22 protein-coding genes are annotated in these 22261 nt (G+C 67.8%); 8 read left to right on the top strand and 14 right to left on the bottom strand.

Annotated elements, in window-relative coordinates:
• Positions 1–112: 112 nt before the first annotated feature.
• Genes ATO4_RS24300 through ATO4_RS24290 form a run of 3 tightly spaced genes read right to left on the bottom strand, consistent with a single transcriptional unit; the run spans position 113 to position 4714 of the window.
• Positions 113–2638, bottom strand: coding sequence for an MlaD family protein (locus ATO4_RS24300; RefSeq protein WP_083594366.1), 2526 nt, complete (start codon positions 2636–2638; stop codon positions 113–115).
• Positions 2638–3510 (bottom strand): ABC transporter ATP-binding protein, encoded by an 873-nt coding sequence (locus ATO4_RS24295; RefSeq protein ID WP_083594365.1) that lies wholly within the window; start codon positions 3508–3510, stop codon positions 2638–2640. Before ATO4_RS24295 ends, ATO4_RS24300 begins: the two co-directional genes overlap by 1 nt.
• A gap of 16 nt (positions 3511–3526) precedes the next feature.
• Positions 3527–4714, bottom strand: a complete 1188-nt coding sequence (locus ATO4_RS24290; protein ID WP_083594364.1) for an MlaE family lipid ABC transporter permease subunit — start codon at positions 4712–4714, stop codon at positions 3527–3529.
• Positions 4715–4900: 186 nt separating this feature from the next.
• Here ATO4_RS24290 and dgcA point away from each other — a divergent pair, with 186 nt between their 5' ends.
• Positions 4901–5881, top strand: coding sequence for an N-acetyl-D-Glu racemase DgcA (gene dgcA, locus ATO4_RS24285; RefSeq protein WP_083594363.1), 981 nt, complete (start codon positions 4901–4903; stop codon positions 5879–5881).
• A gap of 106 nt (positions 5882–5987) precedes the next feature.
• Here dgcA and ATO4_RS24280 read toward each other — a convergent pair whose 3' ends face one another.
• The gene (locus tag ATO4_RS24280; protein WP_083594362.1) at positions 5988–8057 is read right to left on the bottom strand and encodes a DUF4139 domain-containing protein; all 2070 of its coding nucleotides are present in this window, start codon (positions 8055–8057) and stop codon (positions 5988–5990) included.
• 289 nt (positions 8058–8346) lie between these two features.
• Between ATO4_RS24280 and ATO4_RS24275 the strand changes: the two genes are divergently transcribed.
• Both ATO4_RS24275 and ATO4_RS24270 read left to right on the top strand, forming a co-directional pair.
• Positions 8347–8565: a hypothetical protein gene (locus ATO4_RS24275; RefSeq protein ID WP_083594361.1), complete on the top strand. Its 219-nt coding sequence runs from the start codon at positions 8347–8349 to the stop codon at positions 8563–8565.
• Positions 8566–8753: 188 nt separating this feature from the next.
• Complete coding sequence (locus ATO4_RS24270; RefSeq protein WP_083594360.1) at positions 8754–9167, top strand: DUF4864 domain-containing protein; 414 nt, start codon at positions 8754–8756, stop codon at positions 9165–9167.
• Positions 9168–9232: 65 nt separating this feature from the next.
• On the opposite strand, the gene tgt is transcribed toward ATO4_RS24270, so the two are convergent.
• Entirely contained in the window at positions 9233–10363 is a 1131-nt protein-coding gene (gene tgt / locus ATO4_RS24265; RefSeq protein WP_083594359.1) for a tRNA guanosine(34) transglycosylase Tgt, read from the bottom strand.
• A gap of 226 nt (positions 10364–10589) precedes the next feature.
• Here tgt and ATO4_RS24260 point away from each other — a divergent pair, with 226 nt between their 5' ends.
• Entirely contained in the window at positions 10590–10904 is a 315-nt protein-coding gene (locus tag ATO4_RS24260; RefSeq protein ID WP_139802670.1) for a DUF1236 domain-containing protein, read from the top strand.
• A 102-nt stretch (positions 10905–11006) separates the two neighbouring features.
• Here ATO4_RS24260 and queA read toward each other — a convergent pair whose 3' ends face one another.
• The 4 genes from queA to coaD all read right to left on the bottom strand — a co-directional run bounded on the left by queA (position 11007) and on the right by coaD (position 13821).
• Positions 11007–12095 carry a tRNA preQ1(34) S-adenosylmethionine ribosyltransferase-isomerase QueA gene (gene queA / locus ATO4_RS24255; RefSeq protein WP_083594357.1) on the bottom strand — a complete coding sequence of 363 codons (1089 nt, stop codon included), beginning with the start codon at positions 12093–12095 and terminating at the stop codon, positions 11007–11009.
• A gap of 21 nt (positions 12096–12116) precedes the next feature.
• The gene (locus ATO4_RS24250) at positions 12117–12587 is read right to left on the bottom strand and encodes a peptidylprolyl isomerase (protein WP_083594356.1); all 471 of its coding nucleotides are present in this window, start codon (positions 12585–12587) and stop codon (positions 12117–12119) included.
• A 116-nt stretch (positions 12588–12703) separates the two neighbouring features.
• Positions 12704–13294 (bottom strand): peptidylprolyl isomerase, encoded by a 591-nt coding sequence (locus ATO4_RS24245; RefSeq protein ID WP_083594355.1) that lies wholly within the window; start codon positions 13292–13294, stop codon positions 12704–12706.
• Between the two features lie 32 nt (positions 13295–13326).
• Positions 13327–13821 (bottom strand): pantetheine-phosphate adenylyltransferase, encoded by a 495-nt coding sequence (gene coaD, locus ATO4_RS24240; protein ID WP_083594354.1) that lies wholly within the window; start codon positions 13819–13821, stop codon positions 13327–13329.
• Positions 13822–14022: 201 nt separating this feature from the next.
• On the opposite strand from coaD, the gene ATO4_RS27915 reads away from it, so the two are divergent.
• Positions 14023–14163 carry a hypothetical protein gene (locus ATO4_RS27915; RefSeq protein WP_176223149.1) on the top strand — a complete coding sequence of 47 codons (141 nt, stop codon included), beginning with the start codon at positions 14023–14025 and terminating at the stop codon, positions 14161–14163.
• A 490-nt stretch (positions 14164–14653) separates the two neighbouring features.
• On the top strand, positions 14654–16204 hold the full coding sequence (locus ATO4_RS24235; protein ID WP_083594353.1) for a bifunctional GNAT family N-acetyltransferase/carbon-nitrogen hydrolase family protein: 1551 nt from the start codon (positions 14654–14656) through the stop codon (positions 16202–16204).
• Here ATO4_RS24235 and rarD read toward each other — a convergent pair whose 3' ends face one another.
• On the bottom strand, positions 16205–17152 hold the full coding sequence (gene rarD, locus ATO4_RS24230) for an EamA family transporter RarD (RefSeq protein ID WP_083594352.1): 948 nt from the start codon (positions 17150–17152) through the stop codon (positions 16205–16207). It lies immediately after the preceding gene.
• A 331-nt stretch (positions 17153–17483) separates the two neighbouring features.
• Between rarD and ATO4_RS24225 the strand changes: the two genes are divergently transcribed.
• Together ATO4_RS24225 and ATO4_RS24220 are read left to right on the top strand one after the other, a co-directional pair.
• On the top strand, positions 17484–18128 hold the full coding sequence (locus ATO4_RS24225) for a LysE family translocator (protein WP_083594351.1): 645 nt from the start codon (positions 17484–17486) through the stop codon (positions 18126–18128).
• 12 nt (positions 18129–18140) lie between these two features.
• Positions 18141–19037, top strand: a complete 897-nt coding sequence (locus tag ATO4_RS24220) for a dihydrodipicolinate synthase family protein (RefSeq protein WP_083594375.1) — start codon at positions 18141–18143, stop codon at positions 19035–19037.
• A 243-nt stretch (positions 19038–19280) separates the two neighbouring features.
• Here the strand turns inward: ATO4_RS24220 and pip (ATO4_RS24215) are convergent, their stop codons facing one another.
• The 4 genes from pip (ATO4_RS24215) to ATO4_RS24200 all read right to left on the bottom strand — a co-directional run bounded on the left by pip (ATO4_RS24215) (position 19281) and on the right by ATO4_RS24200 (position 22245).
• The gene (gene pip, locus ATO4_RS24215; RefSeq protein WP_083594350.1) at positions 19281–20234 is read right to left on the bottom strand and encodes a prolyl aminopeptidase; all 954 of its coding nucleotides are present in this window, start codon (positions 20232–20234) and stop codon (positions 19281–19283) included.
• A gap of 97 nt (positions 20235–20331) precedes the next feature.
• Entirely contained in the window at positions 20332–20793 is a 462-nt protein-coding gene (locus tag ATO4_RS24210) for a GFA family protein (protein ID WP_083594374.1), read from the bottom strand.
• A 170-nt stretch (positions 20794–20963) separates the two neighbouring features.
• On the bottom strand, positions 20964–21932 hold the full coding sequence (gene pip / locus ATO4_RS24205; RefSeq protein ID WP_083594349.1) for a prolyl aminopeptidase: 969 nt from the start codon (positions 21930–21932) through the stop codon (positions 20964–20966).
• A 109-nt stretch (positions 21933–22041) separates the two neighbouring features.
• Entirely contained in the window at positions 22042–22245 is a 204-nt protein-coding gene (locus ATO4_RS24200; RefSeq protein WP_083594348.1) for a hypothetical protein, read from the bottom strand.
• Positions 22246–22261: the final 16 nt, after the last annotated feature.

Below are 22261 nucleotides of genomic sequence, written 5' to 3'. Positions count from 1 at the left end.
ACAAAGATTTTCGGCGGCACGCGATTGCCACAAGACGCCACCGGTCCGACGGGGAGACGGCGCCTCGCGGAACTGCCGCGGCGCGTGCCGTCGCCGCGGGCGGAAGCGCCCGTCAGCGCCGGTTCCGCCCGTCATACTGCTTCACCTCGTCGCCGCCGTAGATGATCCGGCTCGGATTGTTGGAGAAGTCGCTGACCGCGTCGTCGATCCGGCCGACGGTCCGGTTCACCGAGCGCATCAGCGTCTGGAACTCCTGCAGGCCCTGCCCGGAGAAGCGCTGCAGATTGGCCGAGATCGGCGTCACCTGCTCCTGGATCGAGGTGGCCGCGCCCCGCACCGACTCCAGCGCGGCGGAGAGTTCGGCGCCGAGCTTGTTGCCGTTGCCGGCGCCCGCAAAGACGTCGTCGATCGACTGGATCACGCCGTCGATCTTGCCGGATGCGCTCCTCAGGCTCTCGCTCGTCGCCTGGACGTTGGCGATGATCGCGTCGATCTCCGGCTGCTTCTCGCCAATATTGGTCGCGACGCCGGCGATCGAATCGGCCGCCTTGGCGACGTTGCCGGTCGCCGCCGAGACGTTCTCGACCGCCTCGTTGACCTTGCCCGGATCGATGCTGGCGATCAGCGTGTCGACCTGGGCCCGGGTCTCCGAGAAGCCCTTCACGGCGCCGTCGATGGTCAGCACCGCCGCGTTCACCCGGTCGACGATCGACTGAATCTCCGGCGCCTTCTCGCGCACCGCGTCGGTGATCTGCCCGACATTGGCGATCGAGCGGTTGATCGTTTCGGTGTCGATCGCATCAACGACGCCCCTGGCGCTGTCCATGGTGGTGTTCAGCTTGGCCGTCGCCTCGCTGACATTGGCGCTGATCGGGCCGAGCCGCTCGAGAAGCTGGTCGATGTCGTCGACGCGCTGCGCCACCGTGGTGGTGATCGTGTTGACGTTCTGGGCGCTGTTGGCAAAGCTGCTGATCGCCGAGGAGATCGCTTCCTTCTGCTGGTTCACCGTGTCGGTCAGCGAGGCGACGTTGGCGGCCGCCACGGACACCTGGTCCAGCGTCGTGGAGACCGTTTCGGGATTGACCGCCGCCACGACGCGGTTGGCCGAATCGAGCGTCTGGTTCAGCGTCGTCGCCGCCTGGCCGACCTGCTCGGACACCGGGCCGAGATTGGCGAGCAGCGTGTCGATGTCGCCGGAGCGCTGCGCCACCGTGGTGGTGATCGTGTTGACGTTCTGGGCAGAGTTGGCGAAACCGCTGATCGCCGAGGAGATCGCCTCCTTCTGCTGGTTCACCGTCTCGGTCACCGAGGCGACGTTGGCGACCGCCGAGGAGAAGGAATCGATCGCCGAGGCGACGGTCTCCGGATCGACGGAGGCGACGAGACGGTCGGCGTTCTGCAGCGTCACGTCGAGGCGATTGGCGACGCGGTTGGCCGTGTCGGTCAGCGGCGCGAGGTTGGCGATGGCCTGGTCGATCTCGGCGCGCCGGTCGGCCACGGTCTTCGTCACGGTCTCGATGTTGCCGACCGCGTTCGAGGCGCCCTGGACGATGCCGTCGATGGCGCCGGACTGCTCGTTCAGCTTCTGGCTGAGCGCCGCGACGTTGGTCGCCGTATCCGAGACGCCGTCGAGGGTCGTGGAGACCTTGGCCGGATCGACCGCGGCAATGACCCGGTCGGCGCCCTCGAGCGTCGTGCCGAGCTTCGTTGCGACGTCGGTCGCCGTCGTCGCGAAGGGTCCGAGGGCGCTGACGAACTGGTCGATGCCGTCCGAATTGCGGGTGATCACGTCGCCGATCTGGCCGACGCCGTTCGCCGCCGACTGCACCGATTCCATGACGCCGTCGATCCGCTCCGAGCCGGAGCGGACATTCGCCGTCACCGCCGAGACGTTGTCGATGATCTGGCTGACCTCGGCGGTGTCGACCGCGCCGAGGATCCCCTGCACCTGCGAGATCGTCGCCGGCAGCGCGTCGGCGACGTTGCGGGCGCTGACGGCGAGGCGCGAGATGCTGTTGACGAACTCGTCGATGTTGTCGGTGTTGCGGGCGAGCGCCGCGGTGAAGGTCTCGACGTTCTCGGACGTCTTGGCGACGTTGGCGATGGTCGTCTGGACGCCCGGCCCGGCGCCCTGCACGATGCTCTCGAACTCGCCGAGGATCGCGTTGGCCCGGTCGGCGATGTCGCGGGCGGTGGCGAGGATGTCGGTCACGTCGGAGGGATTGGCCCGGATCACCGGAGTGACGCCCTGCTCCCGGGCTTCCTGGATGAGGTTGCCGCTGGCGGCATCGCCGCCCTTCAGCTCGACGAAGGCGTAGCCGGTCAGGCCCTGGAAGCCGATATTGGCCTGGGTGTCGTCCTTGATCGGGATCGTCGGGTCGACCATCGTCGTGGCGATGACGACGCCCGGATTGTTGTTGTCGATGCGCAGCGACGTCACCTGGCCGACGGGCAGGCCGTTGAACAGCACCTGGCTGCCCTGCTGCAGCCCGGTGACCGAGCCCTCGATCCGCACCAGCAGCGGCACCCGGTTGTCGCCGCTGGAGGCGAAGACCGTCCAGTAGGTGAAGCCGACGGCGAGCGCCAGGACGAGAAGGGTGAAGATGCCGACGCGGACATAGTTGGCCTTGGTTTCCATCAGGCGGCTCCAGCGGATGCGGACGGCGAAGGCGCAGGGCGGTCGGTCTTGACGACCGTGCGCGCGCGCTTGCCGTGGAAATAGGATTTCACCCAGGGGTGGTCGTAGGCGAGCATTTTCGACAGCGGCCCCTCGACCAGCACCTTGCGGTCGCCGAGAACGGCGATCCGGTCGCAGGCCTGGAACAGGCTGTCGAGGTCGTGGGTCACCATGTAGACGCTGAGGCCGAGCGTGTCGCGCAGCGTCATGATCAGCTGGTCGAAGTCGGCGGCGCCGATCGGGTCGAGCCCGGAGGTCGGCTCGTCGAGGAACACGATCTCCGGATCGAGCGCCAGCGCCCTCGCCAGCGCGGCGCGCTTGATCATGCCGCCGGAGAGCTCGGAGGGATACTTGTCGGCGGCGTCCGGCGCGAGGCCGACGAGATCGATCTTCAGCCGGGCCAGGTCCCGCATCAGCCCGGGCGACAGGTCGAGATATTCGCGCATCGGCACTTCGATGTTCTCGGCGACGGTCAGGGCCGAGAACAGCGCGCCCTGCTGGAACAGCACCCCCCAGCGCCGCTCGACCGACAGCTTCTCGCGCTCGCTGGCCTGGTCGTAGTCGATCCCGAAGATCTCGATCGCCCCGCTCTGCTTGGGGTTCAGGCCGAGGATGGTGCGCAGAAGCACCGACTTGCCGGCGCCCGACGGCCCGACGAAGCCGAGGATCTCGCCCCGCCGCACGTCGAGGGAGAGGTTCTCGAGGATCTTCTTCGGCCCGAAGGCGACGTTCACGTCGCGGGCGCGGATGAGCACGTCGTCGTCCGCCGCGCCGAGTGCCCCGGCACTGGCGTCGGATGTGCCGGCTATGGCTGCGCCGTTCGGTTCCACCATGTCGTGCGTCACCGTGTCAGAGTCCGATCGAGGCATAGAAGATCGCAAACAATCCATCCATGACGATGACGAGGAAGATCGCTTTCACCACCGAGGCGGTGACGTGGAGTCCGAGACTCTCGGCGCTGCCGCCGACCTTCATGCCCTCGATCGCTCCGACGATGCCGATGACGATCGCCATGAAGGGCGCCTTGATCAGTCCGGAGAACACGGTGAACAGGTCGACGCTGTTCTGGATGCCCTGGAGAAAGTTGGCATAGGAGATGTCGGAATAGAGCTTCAGCGTCAGCATGCCGCCGAGAAGCGCCGACAGGTTGGCGAGCACGGTCAGGAGCGGCAGCGCGATGGTCAGCGCGACCAGCCGCGGAAACACCAGGACGCCGATCGGGTTGAGGCCGATCACATGCAGCGCGTCGATCTCCTCGCGCATCTTCATCGAGCCGAGCTCGGCGGTGATCGCGCTGCCCGAGCGGCCGGCGATCATGATCGCGGTCAGGAGCACTCCGATCTCGCGCAGCACCAGGATGCCGACGAGATTGACGGCGTAGACCTCGCCGCCGAAGCGGCGCAGCTGGAAGGCGCCCTGCTGGGCGATGATGCCACCGATCAGGAAGGTGATCAGGACGATGATCGGGATCGCCCGCACCCCCATCTGGTCGAGCTGGTTGAAGATCGCCGCCGGACGGCTGCGGGTGCGCCCGGTCAGGCGATAGCCGGCGCCGTAGATCGCTCCGCCGATGATGTTGAGGCCGGCCACCGCCTCGCCGCGCACCGCATAGACCAGCCCGCCCACGCCGGCGAGGAAACCGGTCAGCGGGTTGCCGGGCGCGGCGACCGTCTGCGGCGTCTCGCGCTGCATGGCGTCGCGCACGGCGGAAAACAGCGCCTCGTCCCGCTTCGAGACGCCTGCCAGCTCGACGTTGCGCCCCTCGCCACCGAGATCGCGCGACAGCCTCTCGAGCACGTAGGCCCCGGCGGTGTCGATGCGGCCGACCTTCGAGCAGTCGACGGTGATCCGGTCGCCGAGCTTCGACTGCGTCGTCTCGGCCAGGAGCGGCTCCATCTCGCCGACCGTGCGGGCCAGCCAGTCGCCGCTGGCCATCAGCCGAACGCCGCCGTCCCGTTTCTCGCCCTCGAGAGCGGGTTTGACCGCCGACAGGCGACCGCGCGTTCCGGCCTTGTCCGGCGTCTCAGCCTCAAGCATGGTCCCTCGATCCGCACTCGGCGCGACAGCGCCATGCCCTGCACCGTTCTTGCGGCGCAAGCCAAATTCGCTTCGCAAATTCGCTTCCCAGATTCGCTTGATGGCAAAGCAATCATGACCACCCACTTCACTGGCACAGCGCTACGTGGGAATAAACCGCAGCCGTCCCGAAGGAGATCATTTACCATGCCACGTCGTCTTTCGGTCACAGTGGAGAGATTTCCGCTCAGGGAGCCATTCCGCATCGCGCGGGGCGTCAAGACCGAAGCGGCGGTGGTCACCTGCGAGATCGCCGACGAATATGGCCGCGGCTGGGCCGAATGCGTCCCCTACCCCCGATACGGCGAGGATATCGAAAGTGTTATCAACCAGATCGAGGGCGTCCGCCCGTTGATCGAGCGGGGCGGGTCGCGCGCCAGTCTCGAACGGGCGCTGGCGGCCGGCGCGGCCCGCAATGCGCTGGACTGCGCGCTCTGGGATCTGGAGGCGAAATCCACCGGCGGCCGGGTGGCGGCCATCGTCTGCGGGGAAATGCCGCGACCGGTCGAGACCGCCTACACGATCAGCCTCGACAGCGCCGAGGCCATGGCGAGCGCCGCCAGGGCCTCCGGCCGCGGGCTGTTGAAGATCAAGCTCGGCACCGACGACGACCGCGAGCGCATCCGCGCCATCCGGGCGGCGGCGCGCGGCGCCCGGCTGATCCTCGACGCCAACGAGGGCTGGACGGCGGCCAACATCAAGGACCACCTCCTCGCCGCCGCGGCGGCGGGTGCCGTCCTCGTCGAGCAGCCGCTGCCGGCGGGAGAGGACGGGGTCCTGCGCGACATCCCCCACCCGGTCCCGATCTGCGCCGACGAATCCCTGCATGTGGGCGAGGATCTCGACCATCTCGTCGGCCTCTACGACTACGTCAACGTCAAGCTCGACAAGACCGGCGGCCTCACCGAGGCGGTCCGCCTGATCCGCGAGGCGCGCTCGCGCGGCTTCGGCCTCATGGTCGGCTGCATGGTCGGCTCCTCGCTGGCCATGGCACCGGCGCTGCTGATCGCCCAGCATGCCGATGTCGTGGACCTCGACGGCCCGCTGCTCTTGGCGAAGGACCGGCCCCATCCCCTGCACTATTACGGCTCGCTGGTTTCGCCGCCGGATCCGGTGCTTTGGGGATGAGGGGCGGCAACGCCTGCGCACCGATCCATCCGGATCCGGCGCTGCCGCGGTGCCGCCCTCCGCCCTGGCTCCGGTCTGCCCCCGAAGGCCGTCCGTTCGCCCGCCGTCAGATCGCCGCGATCGTCTCGCGCAGCCGGGCCTCGACCGCCTCGCGCTGGGTCTTCAGCGCCGCGACCTCGGCGTCGATCGCTGCCAGCCGGTCTTCCTGCTTGGCCATCGTGCCGAGATAGCCGTCGCGCAGATCGCCCGGGCCGACGGCCTTGATGTTCTCGCGGATGCGGTCCTGCGCCGCGAAGATGTCGGCCTTCTCGGCCTCCAGCCGCTCGATCTGGCGGTCGAGCGTCGCCTTCTCGCCCTGGATCGCGGCGAGGTTTTCCAGCGCCGAAGCGATCTTCGGATCGTCGGTCTGCTTGGAAAACCGCACCAGATCCGACTGGCCGGCGTCGACCAGCGCGAAGCCCTCGTCGGTGACGAAGCGGGCGGTCGCCCGGATGTCGCGGGTGCCGCCGGCCGGCACGGTCGCCTCAAGCCGGTAGGCGCTCTCCGTCTCGCCGGCGCGGTCCTCGGAGGTCAGCTCCCAGCCGCTCATCTTCGGATGCGCGATCGACAGCTTGCGGTCCTCCGTCCCGGCATTGGCGGCCGAGTAGATGGTCTGGCGCTCCTGCACCTGCTTGTAGCGCAGCACGCCGTCGACGACGCGGAGCTCGGTGATGCGGTCCTCCGGACGCTCGGTGGTGTTGACGGTGATCTTGCGGTCGAGCGCGAACTGCACCTGCCGCTCGTCGCCCGCCGGCACCGGCAGGAGCGTCGAATCGCCGACATAGCCGGAGGCGTCGTAGACGGTGACGATCCCCGCCGGCAGCGCCGAACCGGTCTCGTTGTCGAGCCGGACCGCCGCCGTCGGATGGATCTCGCCGCGGCCGGGCGTGAACACGGCGATGCGCTCGGCCGGAACGTCGGCATCGACGATCGGCACCGACAGCGTCGAGCCGGCGTCGAGGGTGACCGGCCGGGGCAGCGGATAGGTCACCGACACGTCGCCCTCGACGGCTTCACCGACCTCGCCCGCCTCGCCCATCGCGAAGGCTTCCGGCTGCGGCGCGGCGGCCATCAGGTTATCGGCGAAGGCGGCGGCGCCGCCCATGCCCCGCTGCGCCTTCGCCGCCATGGGCGGCGCACTCGGCACCTCGCCGCGATCGGCGTCCGGGATCGACTGCCGATCAACGAAGACAGGCACTTCCGGCCGTTCCCTGAAGTACGGATCGAAGAGGTTCTGGCGCAGTGTCACCGGCGAGCCGGATGACAGCGACACCTTCACGTCGCTCCAGTTCTCGCCCGTGGCGTTCTCGATCACCGCCCAGCTCTGCAGCCGGCCCTGGCCGTCCTTCGACAGCACCAGCCGATGCGACGACTTCCAGACCGGCGCGGCGACCACATAGTCGAACTCGACCTGGCGCTCGCCGCTCCCGTCGACCTTCACCGAGACCAGCCGGGTGTCGTCCGAGAGGCTCTGGGCGAGCGAGGCGGCGGTCTTCCGCAATTCGTCCGCGGTCTTCTCGTCGAGGATCTCGAGGGCCGTGTCGCTGAACACGGGCATCGAGCGGACCTCGCCGGTCTCGGCGAGGAGGGTGACGATGGCGACCGGCGTCTCGGCCTTGTCGTCGCCGGCCGCCTCGGGCGGCTGCGAGGTGCCGAGGACGGTGCCGGTGACCGAGCGGTTGCCCTCGATGCGGACCTTGGCGCCCTTCATCTTGTTGAGGAGCAGCCCCAGCGAGCCGAGATCGGCGGGCGAAAACAGCGCCGCGCGCGACAGCTCCCTGGCGTTGACCGAGCCCTCCAGCGAGACCTGGCCGACGGTGCCGCCGGGGTTGCGCACCACCAGGCTCTTGAGGACGTCGTTGACCTGATCGAGCGGCACCTCCATGCCCACCGTCGCCTCGCCGGAGACGCTGGCCGAGCGGACGATCTCGGCGACGCCGCCGGAGAACAGGACGATCGAGCGGATGTCGCCGGTGCGGGCGGGCGCTGCGGCTGGTGCGGCCGGCTCGCTCGCCTCTGCCGCTTGGGCGGTCTCGGCCGGCTGACCAGCCGGCGCGGCGCTCTGCGCCTGCGACAGCGTCGTCGTCGCCATGAGCGCCGCGAAGGTGGCAGCGGTGATCAGGTGAATTCTGTGCATGAGATCTCCAGTGGGCATGGCCTTGGGCGCCGACGAGACCGGCGACCGGCCGTCCCCCCCGCCGCAGCTTCGTAAGCCCCGCCTCCCTCCTGCCTGCGATTCATGGCAAGTTGAAGAAACCGGCCCAGTTGAAGAGACTGGCCGGCGGGCATTGCGGCGATATTTCCGCGATTGGTTACCCTGCCGGTTCCTCGAACTTCGCCCCTGCCGAACCGCGGGGGACGGGCCGTCGTCTCCTTTTGGGGGTGGATCGCCCGGAACCGCCCACCGAACCCGATGGAGCCTCAAGATGTCAGCCGAAATCCTCGCCAAGGCGGTCGCCGCAGCCCATGCCCTCAACGACGCCCTGCGGGAGGCCGCAGGCGCCAACGTCACCCTGACGGTGGCGGTCCGGTCGGAGCCCCTCCATGGTCACTCCGGTCCGCAGATCGATCTCGTCGAGGTCGCGCATCTCGGCCACCAGGAGGGCCGGCGGCCGCAGGACCTGAACTCCGCCAACGACGACTGACCGCGCCGGCGAACCGTGCCGCGCGGACGCCGCCTCGCGGCAGGGTCGGCTCGGCCGGCTGTTCGCGCCCCCCGTTCACGCCCCCCCGTTCACGCCCCCCCGTTCACGCCCAAGTGACCCGGCCGGTGCTTCCAGCGGAGAATTGCGGCGTAACTCTCTTCGTCGAGACCTTCCGGGAGACCCCAGCGATGCGATCAGCCACCCTGTTCCTGGCGGCGCTTCTTGCCTTTGCCGCCCCGCTCGCCGCCCGTGCCGACGATGCCGGCGACATCCGGGCGACGATCGCCGGCCAGCTCGATGCCTTCAATGCTGGCGACGGCGCCGCGGCCTGGTCATACGCCGCGCCGAACATCCAGGCGATCTTCCCGACGCCGGACGTCTTCATGGGCATGGTGCGCTCGGGCTACGACCCGGTCTACCGGTCGAGCAACCCGGTCTTCGGGCCGCTGAAGGCGGAGGGCCAGGGCTTTCGCCAGGAGGTCCGCATCACCGACCGCAACGGCAAGAGCTGGATCGCCAGCTACACGCTGCAGCGCCAGGCCGACGGCTCGATGAAGATCACCGGCTGCAGCCTGCGCGAGGGCGACGACGTCGCGGTCTGACGAGATCCTCGCTCCGGCTGGCGCCCGCCATCCACCGGATGATGCCGTCACATCGGCGGCAGCCGTCACAAAGCCGGCAGGTCGCCCTTCGCCCAGGCCTCGCTGACTGCGTCGCAGAAGTCCGCATAGCGCTTTGCCTCGATGGCGGCGCGGATGCCGGCCATCAGGTCCTGGTAATAGGCGAGGTTGTTCCAGGTCAAAAGCATGCCGCCGAGCGACTCGTCGGAGCGCACCAGGTGGTGCAGATAGGCCCGCGAATAGTCGCGCGCCGCCGGGCAGTCGGATTCCTCGTCGAGCGGGCGGTGGTCCTCGGCGTGGCGGGCGTTCTTCAGGTTGATCTTGCCGCGCCGCGTATAGGCGAGGCCGTGCCGCCCCGCCCGCGTCGGCATCACGCAGTCGAACATGTCGATGCCCCGCGCCACCGAGCGGATCAGGTCGTCCGGCGTGCCGACGCCCATCAGGTAGCGGGGCTTCTCCTCCGGCAGCACCGGCACGGTCTCGTCCAGTGTCGCCAGCATCACCGCCTGCGGCTCGCCGACGGCGAGGCCGCCGACGGCGTAGCCCTTGAGGTCCATCGCCGCGAGGCTTGCGGCCGAGCGCTGGCGCAGGTCGATCTGGTCGCCGCCCTGGACGATGCCGAACATCGCCTTGCCCGGCTGCTCGCCGAAGGCCACCTTGCAGCGCTCGGCCCAGCGCAGCGACAATTCCATCGCCCGTTCGATCTCGGCCCGCTCCGCCGGCAGGCGGATGCACTCGTCGAGCTGCATCTGGATGTCACTATCGAGCAGCCCCTGGATCTCGATGGAGCGCTCCGGCGACAGCGAATGCACCGAGCCGTCGACATGCGAGCGGAAGGTCACGCCCTTCTCGTCGAGCTTTCGCAGTTCGGCCAGCGACATCACCTGAAAGCCGCCGGAATCGGTGAGGATCGGATGCGGCCACCGGGCGAAGTCGTGCAGGCCGCCGAGCCGCGCCACCCGCTCCGCGCCGGGGCGCAGCATCAGGTGATAGACGTTGCCGAGGATGATGTCGGCGCCAAGCGCGCGGACCTGGTCGAGATACATCGCCTTGACGGTGCCGGCGGTGCCCACCGGCATGAAGGCCGGCGTGCGCACCGTGCCGCGCGGCATGGTGATCTCGCCGCGGCGGGCCCTGCCGTCGGTGGCGAGGAGTTGGAATGAGAAGCGTTCGGTCATGATCGCCACCCGGTAGCCCGGCGAAGCTGCGCTGGCAACTGCCGGCGTCGTCGCGCCGGCAAGGCGGCGGCCCCCGGCCCGTCCGTCCGGCCCTGCGCAGGCCACTCGGAGACCCGGTGTGCCTCGCGAAATGTGACCGATCCGCGAAAGACGTCAACGACTTGGTGGAACGGAGCGCATCGGCGGGGAGTTGTCGGACGGGACGATATCCGAAAGGACCATGACGATGAAGACCATCCTGATCGCCGCCTGCCTCGCCGCCGCGGCGCCCGCCGCCGCCCTGGCACAGACCACCACCACCACGACCACTGTGGAGCGGACCGACCCCGACTACGGCACCATCCGCACCTATGTGACCAAGGAGCGCCGCGAATCGGTGGCCGCGCCCGACGGTTACACGGTGACGATCGGAACCCCGCTGCCCGAGCCGGTGCCGCTCTACCGCCTGCCGGACGACATCGGCCCGTACGAATATGCCGTCGTCGACGGCCATACCGTCCTCGTCGACGAGAACCGCAACATCGTCGAGATCATCGACTGACCGGGCTCGCCCGGCGCAAGATCGACATGATCGAGCGGGGCCGCAAGGCTCCGCTCTTTTCGTTTCGGGAAGAGCGTGTCGCCTCCGGCAGCCCGGGCCGCCTCACACCCGCTCGAGCAGGCAGGCGTCGCCATAGGAGTAGAACCGGTAGCCAGCCTCGACGGCATGGGCATAGGCCGCCCGCATCGCCTCCAGCCCCGAAAAGGCCGAGACCAGCATGAACAGCGTCGAGCGCGGCAGGTGGAAGTTGGTGACGAGGCGGTCGACGGCCCGGAACCGGTAGCCCGGCGTGATGAAGATGTCGGTCGGCCCGGCGAAGGGCCGGATCACCCCGTCTTCACCCGTCGCGCTTTCGAGAAGCCGCAGTGACGTCGTGCCGACGGCGACCAGCCGCCCGCCGTTCTGGCGCACGGCGTTCAGCCGGGCGGCGGTGGCCTCGTCGATGACGCCGATCTCGGCATGCATCCTGTGCTCGTCGGTGTCGTCGGCCTTCACCGGCAGGAACGTTCCGGCGCCCACATGCAGCGTCAGGAATTCTCTCAGGAGACCGCGCGCCTTTATCCGCGCCATCAGTTCCGGCGTGAAATGCAGCCCCGCCGTCGGCGCCGCCACGGCGCCGCTCTCGCGCGCGAAGATCGTCTGGTAGTCGGCGAGATCGGCCGCGTCCTCGGCGCGCTTGGAGGCGATGTAGGGCGGTAGCGGCATGTGGCCGACGGCGGCGATCGCCTCGTCCAGCGCCGGGCCCTCCAGCTCGAAGCGCAGCGTCGCCTCGCCGCCCTCGCCGCGCTCCTCCACCGTCGCCGCAAGGCCCGCGAGCAGGCAGGCGGCGTCCGCCTCCGCCCCGAAGACGATCCGGTCGTCGAGCTTCACCCGCTTGGCGGGCCGCAGGAACGCCTTCCAGCGATCCGGCGCCATCCGCATGTGCAGCGTCGCCTCGATCCGCGCGACGCCCTCGCCGGCCGCGGCGCCCTCGCGGCGCCGGACACCGGAGAGCCGCGCCGGAATCACCCGCGTGTCGTTGAAGACCAGCACGTCGCCGGGCGCGAGGAGGTCCGGCAGGTCACCGACGTGATGATCCGACAATGCACCCGCCTGCCCCACATGCAGAAGCCGCGCCGCTTCACGCGGCACGGCGGGCCGGAGGGCGATGCGCTCCTCCGGCAGCTCGAAGTCGAAGAGATCGACCCGCATCTGCGGCGCTCGTCCCGGACCTCAGAGGTCGGCGGCGACCCGCATGGTGGTGATCTGGTCGGGATCGCGCACCGGCTCGCCGCGCTTGATCTGGTCGACCACGTCCATGCCCTCGATCACCTCGCCCCAGACCGAATACTGCTTGTTCAGCCACGGCGCGTCGGTGAAGCAGATGAAGAACTGGGAGTTCGCCGAGTTCGGGTTGGCGGTGCGGGCCGCCGAGACCGTGCCGCGCTTGTGCGACTCGGACGAGAACTCGGCCGCGAGGTCGGGCTTGTCCGAACCGCCCGAGCCGGTGCCCGTCGGATCGCCGGTCTGGGCCATGAAGCCCTCGATCACCCGGTGGAAGACCACGCCGTCGTAGAAGCCCTCGCGCGCGAGTTCCTTGACCCGCGCCACGTGGTTCGGCGCGAGATCGGGCCGCAGCTTGATCACGACCTGGCCCTTGGTGGTGTCCAGAACGAGCGTGTCTTCAGGGTTTTCGTAAGCCAATGGAACGTCCTCTTTGTCCGTCGTCTTGCCGGACCGCGTCCCGGTCCGGCGATGATGACGGCTGTTTGAGCGTTTTCGAAAACAGACGCAAGACCACACGGCCCTGCGGGCTGCGACTATTTTCCGTCGGCCGCGACGCGGACCTGCAACATCTTGTCCGGGTTCTTGACCGCGCCATTCTGCTGGGCGTCGCCCTTCTTGATCTTGTCGACGACGTCCATGCCGTCGATGACGTCGCCGACGATCGTGTACTGGCCGTCGAGGAAGTCGCCGTCGGCGAGCATGATGAAGAACTGCGAATTGGCCGAATTGGGGTCCTGCGAGCGGGCCATGCCGACGGTGCCCCGGTCGAAGGTCTCGCGGGAGAACTCCGCCTTGAGGTCCGGCTTGGCGGAGCCGCCCATGCCGGCGCGGTCGGGATTGTAGCCGGAGCCGCCCTCCTTGCCGAACTCGACGTCGCCGGTCTGGGCCATGAAGCCCTCGATCACCCGGTGGAACACCACGCCGTCATAGGCCTTCTCGCGGGCCAGCTCCTTGATGCGCTTCACGTGCTCCGGCGCGAGATCCGGTCGAAGCTGGATGTCGATCTCGCCGGAACTGGTGGTGATGACCAGCGTGTTCTCCGGCTCGGCCGCCGGCGCGGCGAAGGCCGGAAGCGCGGCAAATGAGATTGCGGCCGCAAGGCCGAGCGTCGCGAGGAATTTCATCGTTTGGACCCCCAAATGGATTTCTGTGCGCGTCAGCGCCCGGCGCGTTTCCCCCTGATCGCCGCGGCGACGTGGGCCGGAACGAAACGCGACACGTCCCCGCCCATGGCTGCGATCTGGCGAACCAATGTGGCGGTAATGGGCCTCGTCTCCGGTGTCGCCGGGAAAAACAGCGTCACGACCTCCGGGCGCATCGCGCCGTTCATGCCCGCCATCTGCATCTCGTAGTTAAGATCGGTGCCGTCGCGCACGCCGCGTACCAGCGCCACTGCCCCCGCCTCGCGCGCCGCCTCCACCACCAGCCCCTCGAAGGCGACGACCGTGACGGCTGCCGCGCCGGCCGTTTCGGCGACGCTCGCTCGGATCATCTCGGCCCGCTCCTCGAAGGAGAACAGCGGCGTCTTGCCGGGATGGACGCCGATGCCGACGGTCACGGCGTCGAACACCTGCATCGCCTGCTCCAGCACGGCCAGGTGGCCGTTGGTCAGGGGGTCGAAGGACCCCGGATAGAACGCCCGCTTGGTCATTGGTCCGGCCTCTTCACGCTCATATTTTAACGCTTCCGCGAAATGTGATTGGCACCGCCACTCCTCGATACACATTCTTTCAGCTGTCCACGACCCACCATGCGAGGCCATTCCGGAATCGCAAGCAGCCATGTGCGCGGCCGGTCGAATGGGAACAAATCGTCGGAGTCTCCGTTTGAGGCTCAAAATGGAGATGCGCACATGCTGATGATCGCTCTGCTGATGACCATGGTTCTGACCCTCGCGACCGCCGCCGCGATCGCTCTCAACGACGAACGCGACGACGCCCGGATCAAGGTCCTCGCCAAGAAGCGCAGCGGCTTCGGCTCGAACATCCGCTGAACCCGGTTCTGCAGACCGTGGCGGCAACCGCCGTCACGATCGCAGGGCACGACGACGGCCGCGGCAGTTGATCCCTCGATCGCCGCGGTGAAGTGAGCCGACGGGCCTACCCGGATCCGACTGGCAGGCCAGCGCGACCGGCAGCCTCGCCTGCACGTCCGCCCCTTCAGCGCCCGTCGACCTGCTTCCGGCGCAACGATGGACAGCGGCCCGCGTCGGACGTCCCTCACAGACCTCCCCACCTCGACTTGACCCTCCCGACTTGGCCTGCGAGCGGCTCGCCCGCCCGTGGCCAAGGCTGCCGATCGGCTCGCCGCAAGGGCGATCGACGCGCCTCACGGGGCTCTTGTCGTGCGGTTCGGAGGTTTCTCCGCCCTTGCGCGCTTGCGTCACCCGCCGGAAAAGCTATCTCGGGCGTTCGGCCCCCTGCAGCCGCACCGCGACAGCTCCAAACCCACGCCCCGCAATGACGCAAGGAACATCCCCGCCCATGGCCGAGAAGCGCTCGACCCCGAAGATCGAAGTCCGCACCGCGACGACCAAGGACGTGTCCGCCATCATCGCCCTCTCGGCCAAGGTCTTCAAGGACGAGGCGCCCTATACCCGCGGCATGATCATGGGCCAGCTCTCGGCGTTTCCCGAGGGCCAGTTCGTCGTCGTCTACGAGGACGAGATCGTCGGCTATGCCGCGACGATGATCCTGCCCGAGGGCAAGGTGATGAAGCAGCATTCCTGGGCCGAGGTCACCGGCGGCGGCTATGCGGCGATGCACGACCGCAAGGGGGACTGGCTCTACGGCATCGAGGTCTGCGTCGATCCGGACCGCCGCCGCCTCAGGATCGGCAAGCGCCTCTACGACGCCCGCCGGCGCCTCTGCCAGGACATGGACCTGAAGGGCATCGCCTTCGGCGGCCGCCTGCCCGGCTACAAGCGCAACATGAAGAAATACGGCACGCCCGAGGCCTATCTGGAAGCCGTGCGCAAGAACGAGCTGACCGATCCCGTCGCGTCCTTCCACCTGAAGTCCGGCTTCGAGCCGGAGTTCCTCCTGAAGAACTACTATCCCCTCGATACCGCCTCCGGCGGCAACGGCGTCTTGATGGTCTGGCGCAATCCCTATTACGACCCCGCCCATGCCAAGCAGCCGGTCAACCGCTCCAACCCGGACATCGTGCGCATCGTCACCGTCCAGATGGAAGCGCGCAAGATCGCCGCGCCGCAGGAATTTTACGACGCCGTGGAATATTTCGTCGAGGTGGCGTCGGAATATGACGGCGACTTCGTCGTCTTCCCCGAGCTCTTCACGCTCATGCTGCTCTCCTGCGAGCCCGAGGAGCTGAAGCCGGAAGCCGCCATCGCCCGCCTCACCGAGCACACGCCGGACTTCGTCGAGCGCATGACGGCGATGGCGATCCGCCGCAACATCAACATCATCGGCGGCAGCCACGCGACCCGCACCGAGGACGGCGAGATCCAGAACGTCGGCTACGCGTTCCTGCGCGACGGATCGGTCCATGCCCGCGAAAAGATCCACCCGACGCCCAACGAGCGCCAGTACTGGCACATCCAGGGCGGCGACCCGATCGACGTGATCGAGACCGACTGCGGCCCGGTCGGCATCATGATCTGCTATGATTCCGAGTTCCCGGAGATCGCCCGCCGCCTCTGCGACCAGGGCGCCCGCATCCTCTTCGTGCCCTTCAACACCGACACCCGCCACGGCTATCTGCGGGTGCGCTACTGCTGCCAGGCGCGGGCGATCGAGAACCAGTGCTACGTCGTCACCTCCGGCATGACCGGCAATCTGGCCAATGTCGACAATCTCGACATCGAATACGCCCAGTCCGGCATCTTCACCCCTTGCGACTTCCCCTTCGCCCGGGACGGCATCGCCGCCGAGACCTCGGAAAACGTCGAGATGGTCGCCGTCGCCGACCTCAATCTCACGACCCTCGCCTGGGCCCGCTACGAAGGCTCGGTCCGCAATTTCCGCGACCGCCGGCTGGATCTCTACCGGACGCGCTGGTCGGATGGGGGGTGATCAGCGGCCGGCCCCGTCGGCTGCTTGGGCGTCGGCTGCTTCGGCGTCTTCGATGACGTCACCCGCCTGCCTGCGCCGCCCCTTCACCAGCGACCACGTATAGATCGCCAGCGCCGTCCAGATGAAGGCGAAGGCGATCAGCTGCCAGTGGCTGAACGGCTCGCCGAACAGGAACACCGCGGTGAAGAACAGAAGCGTCGGCACGATATATTGCAGGATGCCGATCGTCGCATAGTGCAGCAGCCGCGCCCCGGCCGCATAGAGGATCAGCGGCACCGCCGTCAGCGGCCCGGCGGCGATCAGCAGCATCGTCTCGAAGCCTTCGCCGAGGAAATGCGTCTGCGGCACGAAGATCGCGACGACGAGCAGCGACGGCACGACGAGGATCGCCACCTCCAGGAAGAACCCCTCGCTCGCCCCCACCGGCACCATCTTGCGCAGCAGCCCGTAGGTGCCGAAGCTCATCGCCAGCACCAGCGACACCCAGGGCAGCCCGCCGGCCTTCACCGTCATCACCGCGACGCCGATGGTCGCCAGCGTGATCGCCACGCCCTGCAGCCGCGTCGGCCGCTCGCCGAGGAAGATCGCCGCCAGCGCCACGTTGACCAGCGGATTGATGTAGTAGCCGAGCGCCGCGTCGAGGGTCTGCCCCGCCCCGATGGCATAGATGTAGGTGCCCCAGTTGACCGAGATCAGCGAGGCGGTCAGCGCCGCCAGCGCCATCGTCCGCAGGCTGCGGAAATGCCCCATCGCCTGCCGGAAGGTGCCCTGCCAGAGGAGGATCGCCGCCGCCAGCGGCAGCGCCCAGACGATCCGGTGAGCCACCACCTCGACCGGCGAGACGTTGGCGAGCTGCTTCATGAAGATCGGCAGGATGAAGCCCCAGATGCCATAGGCGCCGAGGGCGTAGAAGAGACCCTGCCGGCTTTCGCCCGGGCGAGATTGCATGGTCGCGCTCTTTGGGATGAGGGAGTCGTGGCGCAGCCTTAGCAGAGGCCGGCAGGAGGTTCAGCCGGGTTTCTCGTTATCGATGCAATCACATGCACGAATGCGCTGGGTGCGGGAGAGGCAATGCGGTAGCGCGCGGCCCGGAGCATAGTGCGGCTTGCACGACACTCACTGGCAAGCGGCTCGCTGTCTTTCCGCCTGAAGCGTGTATGTATGTCTGAAACAGAATTGCTAATTCTGTTTCATATTCGAAGCGCCGGAGAACATTCCGCACCATGGATCGCGTGCATCTTCATTGCCCGCTGAGCGGGTCATGCGGTAGCCTCATGCCATGCTAGATCCATCTCAGTTTTCGCTCTTCCTCGCCGCCGCGTTTTTCCTTGCCGTCACACCGGGCCCGGGCATCTTCTACGTTGCCGCTCGCACCCTGTCGGGGGGCCGACCGGAAGGTATTGCATCCAGCTTCGGCAACGGCCTTGGCGGAATGTTCCATGTGCTGGCGGGAAGCCTAGGCGTGTCGGCAATCGTGCTGGCGAGCGCCGAACTGTTCACGGTCCTCAAATTCGTCGGCGCCGCCTATCTGGTGTGGATGGGCGTCCGAACGTTCCTTTCAGCACGCCACGACGCGTTGACCGCACTTAGCGGCAGGACCCCGCCGCCGGTCGGCACAAGCAGAGCCTTTCGCGAAGGCATGATGGTGGAAGCCTTGAACCCCAAGACGGCTGCCTTCTTCCTCGCGTTCATCCCGCAGTTCGTCGATCTGACGGGCAATGTTGCCTTGCAGTTCGTGATGTTGGGCTCGATCTCGGTCGCGCTCAACACCCTTGCCGACATCGTCGTGGCCTTCGCTGCCGGGCGCATCCGAGAAAGCGCGACGGCTCGTCCCAACCTGATCCGCCGGTTGCGGGAAGGTTCCGGGGGAGCGATGGTTCTGCTTGGTGTCGGCCTCGCGCTGGCGAAGCGTCCGACTAATTGATTGACCAACACCATGTCTCTTTTTCACGGCCTATCAGCTTTCCCCCTCACTCCGACCGATACGGCCGGGACGGTGCATGGAGCCACACTGTGCCGCTTCCTTGACCGCATTATTGCAGCAAAAGCCGATAGTATCGGGCTGCTCGGCAGCACGGGCGGTTATGCCTACCTGTCCCGAGAACAGCGGCAGGAGGCCGTACGGGTTGCGGTCGATCATGTTGGCGGACGCGTGCCGGTAATAGTGGGGGTTGGATCGCTGCGCACAGACGCAGCGGTCGCGCTTGCGCAGGACGCTAAAGCGGCAGGAGCGGACGGCCTGCTCCTGGCTCCCATGTCCTATACGCCGCTGACCGACGAGGAGGTGCATCAGCACTTCGCCGCCGTGGCGGAAGCGGGCGAGCTACCGCTATGCATTTACAACAATCCCGGCACGACGCGGTTCACCTTCACCGAGGATCTCATCGCCCGTCTTGCAAAATTGCCGCATGTCGCCGCCGTGAAAATGCCGCTTGCCGCAAACGGGGCTTATGCTGGCGAATTGGCACGCCTGCGCACCCTGACACCGGAGGGCTTTGCAATAGGCTACAGCGGCGATTGGGGCGCGGCGGACGCGCTGCTGGCGGGATGTGATACCTGGTATAGCGTGATAGCGGGATTTCTGCCTGCACCTGCCCTTGCGCTGACACGAGCGGCACAGGCCGGTCACGCAGCAGAGGTTCGGCGCATCGATGGCGCGTTCTCGCCGCTATGGGAATTGTTCAAGGCGCATGGAAGTTTCCGCGTCATGTTCATGATCGCAGAGGTGTTGGAGCTTACCACCATACAGCCGCCCCGGCCGATACTGCCGCTGCCGAAAACGGAACGTAGAGCGGTCGAAGCAGCTTTGAAAACCCTTGAGGGTATTAGGTAGCATTTGATGCCGCCAAAAGGGCCTGCGACCGGTCCGGCCGCGAGCGGAAATCACGTTTTTTTTGAAACAGAATCAATGTAGTCTGTTTCAAATGATCGGCCTCGCCGCCTCACGTACATGGCCCGCCGGTGTTGCCGCTGCTGATCGCCCCAGCCGCCTCCTCATCCCGCGCGTTCGGCTTGGCGGATCAGGATCGCCGCGGCCAACCGCCGCCACCACGCCCCTTCCCACGCCAGCCCCAGTTCACCCCGCAAACCGATCCGTCGCCCGGATCAGCGCGTCGAGGATGCCCGGCTCGTTATAGGCGTGCCCAGCGCCCTCGATGAGGTGGAACTCCGCCTCCGGCCAGGCCTTCGACAACCGCCAGGCGGTGCGGGCCGGGCACGGCATGTCGTAGCGGCCGTGGACGATGACGCCGGGAATGCCCTTGAGCTTTCCCGCCTCGCGGATCAGCTGGTCCTCCTCCAGCCAGCCGGCATGGGTGAAGAAGTGGTTCTCGATACGGGCAAAGGCGATGGCAAAATCGTCCTGGCCGAAGTCGTGGGCGAGGCCGGCGTCCGGAAGCAGCGTGATCGTCTCGCCCTCCCAGAGGCTCCAGGCCTTCGCCGCCCGCAGCTGCTCGGCCGTGTCGTCGCCGACGAGGCGCCTGCGATAGGCGGCGATCATGTCGCCGCGCTCGGCCTCCGGGATCGCCTCCACGAACCGCTCCCACTTCTCCGGAAACATCTCCGAGACGCCGAACTGGTAGTACCAGTCGAGCTCGGCCTTCGTCAGGGTGTAGATGCCCCGCACGATCAGCGCGGCGCAGCGGCCGGGATGGGTCTCGGCATAGGCGAGCGCCAGCGTCGAGCCCCAGGAACCGCCGAACACCACCCACGCCTCGACCCCCACCATCTCCCGCAGCGTCTCGATGTCGGCGACGAGATGCCAGGTGGTGTTGGCCTCGAGGCTGGCATGGGGCGTCGAGCGGCCGCAGCCGCGCTGGTCGAACAGGAGGACGTCGTATCGCGCCGGGTCGAACAGCCGCCGATGGGCGGGCGAACAGCCGCCGCCCGGCCCGCCATGCAGGAACACGGCGGGCGTCGCGCCTTTGGTGCCGCAGCGCTCCCAATAGACCCGATGGCCGTCGCCGACCTCCAGAAAGCCGCTCTCATAAGGCTCGATCTCGGGGTAGAGCCCGCGCAGGTCGTCGGTCATGCCGTCTTGTTTGCTCGCATCTTGGGTGAAACAGCGGCTTCAAGCCACTGTTCTGTCTGTCGAATAGTCCGCATCTGATCCCGGCTGCGCGAGCCGCTCAAGCCTCACTGGCTGATGGCGCATCCGGATGCTGATGGCTGACGATCGTCGCGGCCACCGCGGCGAATTCCGGATCCTCCTCCGTCACGCGGCCTAAGAGGAGATGCAGCCCGTCGACATAGGCGATCTTGCCTTCGACTCCGTCCTGCACAAGCGGCGGAACCGCGCCCGGATCGTCCAGCGCCCCGATGGCGATCGACACCGCCTCGGCGGTCTCGTAGGTCAGCGGCGTGCCGCAATCCGGGCAGAAGCCGCGGGCCGCATAGGTCGACGAGCGAAACCGCTTCGGCTCGGCCTTCGTCCAGACCAGCGTGCCGCCCCTCGTATGGACCAGCGGCGCATAGAACGAGCCGAACGCCTTCTGGCACATCCGGCAATGGCAGATGCTCGCCGTCTCCGCCTCGACCTCGCACCGAAACCGCACCGCACCGCACTGGCATCCGCCGGTCTGTGTCGTCATCTCGAAACTCTCGCGCATTTTCCCGAGCCCGCCCGTCATAGACGTGCGGCGCCGGGTTGAGAAGCATCGGCCTGTCCCGGCGACAATCGGGACGCGCCGCCGCGCTCTACCCGGCGTTTCCGCGCGGCTCGACGCGGCGTGGCTGGACGGCCTGCCGCACCGGCGCATCCTCACCGATCGCCGAGTTCCCGTGCGAACCGGTCCGTCGCCTCCATGAGCTCGTGCAGGATCGCCGGCTCGGCGAAGGCGTGGCCGGCCCCCTCGACCAGCCGGTAGTCGGCCTTCGGCCAGGCTTGCGCGATCTGCCAAGAGGTGACCACCGGCGTCACCACGTCATAGCGGCCCTGGACGATGACGCCCGGCGTGCCCGCGAGGCGCCCGACATTTGCGAGGAGCTGGCCCTCCTCCAGCCAGAGATCGTGGAAGAAATAGTGGTTCTCGATCCTGGCGAAGGCGATCTGGGCGTCGGTCGCGTGGTCGGAGGGCGGCGAATGGGCCGGGTTGGCGGCCCGCAGCATCACCGTCGCCGATTCCCATGCCGTCCAGGCCCGTGCGGCCTGCGCCCGCACCGAGCGCTCGGGATGCGTCAGGCGCCGGCGATAGGCGGCGACGAGGTCGTCCTGCTCGGCCTCGGGAATTCGCGCCACGAGGTCTTCCCAGTGGTCGGGAAACAGCCGGTTGGCGCCCCAGTCGTAGAACCAGTCGAGCTCCGAGCGCCGGCCGGAAAAGACGCCGCGCAGGATCAGCCCGCTCGCGGCGTCCGGATGCGCCTGCGCATAGGCCAGCGCCAGCGTCGCGCCCCAGGAGCCGCCGAACAGCAGCCAGCGCTCGACCGCGAGATGCCGGCGCAGCGTCTCGAGATCGTCGACGAGATGCCAGGTGGTGTTGGCCTCCAGCGATCCGAGCGGCACCGAGCGCCCGCAGCCCCGCTGGTCATAGAGGACGATCCGGTAGCGCTCAGGGTCGAACAGCCGCCGATGCGCCGCCGAGGCGCCGCTGCCGGGGCCGCCATGCAGGAACACCACGGGGATGCCCGCCGGGTTGCCGCATTCCTCGAAATAGATCTCGTGGCCGTCGCCGACCTCGAGCCGGCCCATGCGGTAGGGCTCGATCGGCGGATAGGGTTTGCGCAATGTCATCGCAGGGGATTACCGCCGATGCGCCGTCCGGCGCAATCGCCGCGGATCTCCCGCCGCACCGCCGCACCGCCGGATGCCGCAACCGCCTCTCGCCCGCCGACCATCCGGCTCAGAAACGCGGCTGGCGCTCGGCCGCGGCGTCGCGTTCGTAGTTGAAGCCCTCTTCCCAGAGGTCGCGCATCGGACTGGCATCGGGCAGATAGGGATTGAAGGCGCGAAGCCCGTGGCGCCGGAAGGCCGTGCGGCCGCGCAGCCAGATCACCTTCTCGCTCTCCGCGGCCTCGATGGCCTGCGAAAGGGTCTCGACGTTCATGCTCCCTCTCCCTCCA

The sequence above is a fragment of the Aurantimonas sp. 22II-16-19i genome, assembly GCF_002088275.1.
Lineage (GTDB): Bacteria > Pseudomonadota > Alphaproteobacteria > Rhizobiales > Rhizobiaceae > Jiella.
The sequence above is the reverse complement of the archived record's forward strand: the minus strand, read 5'-3'. Positions and strand labels throughout refer to the sequence as shown.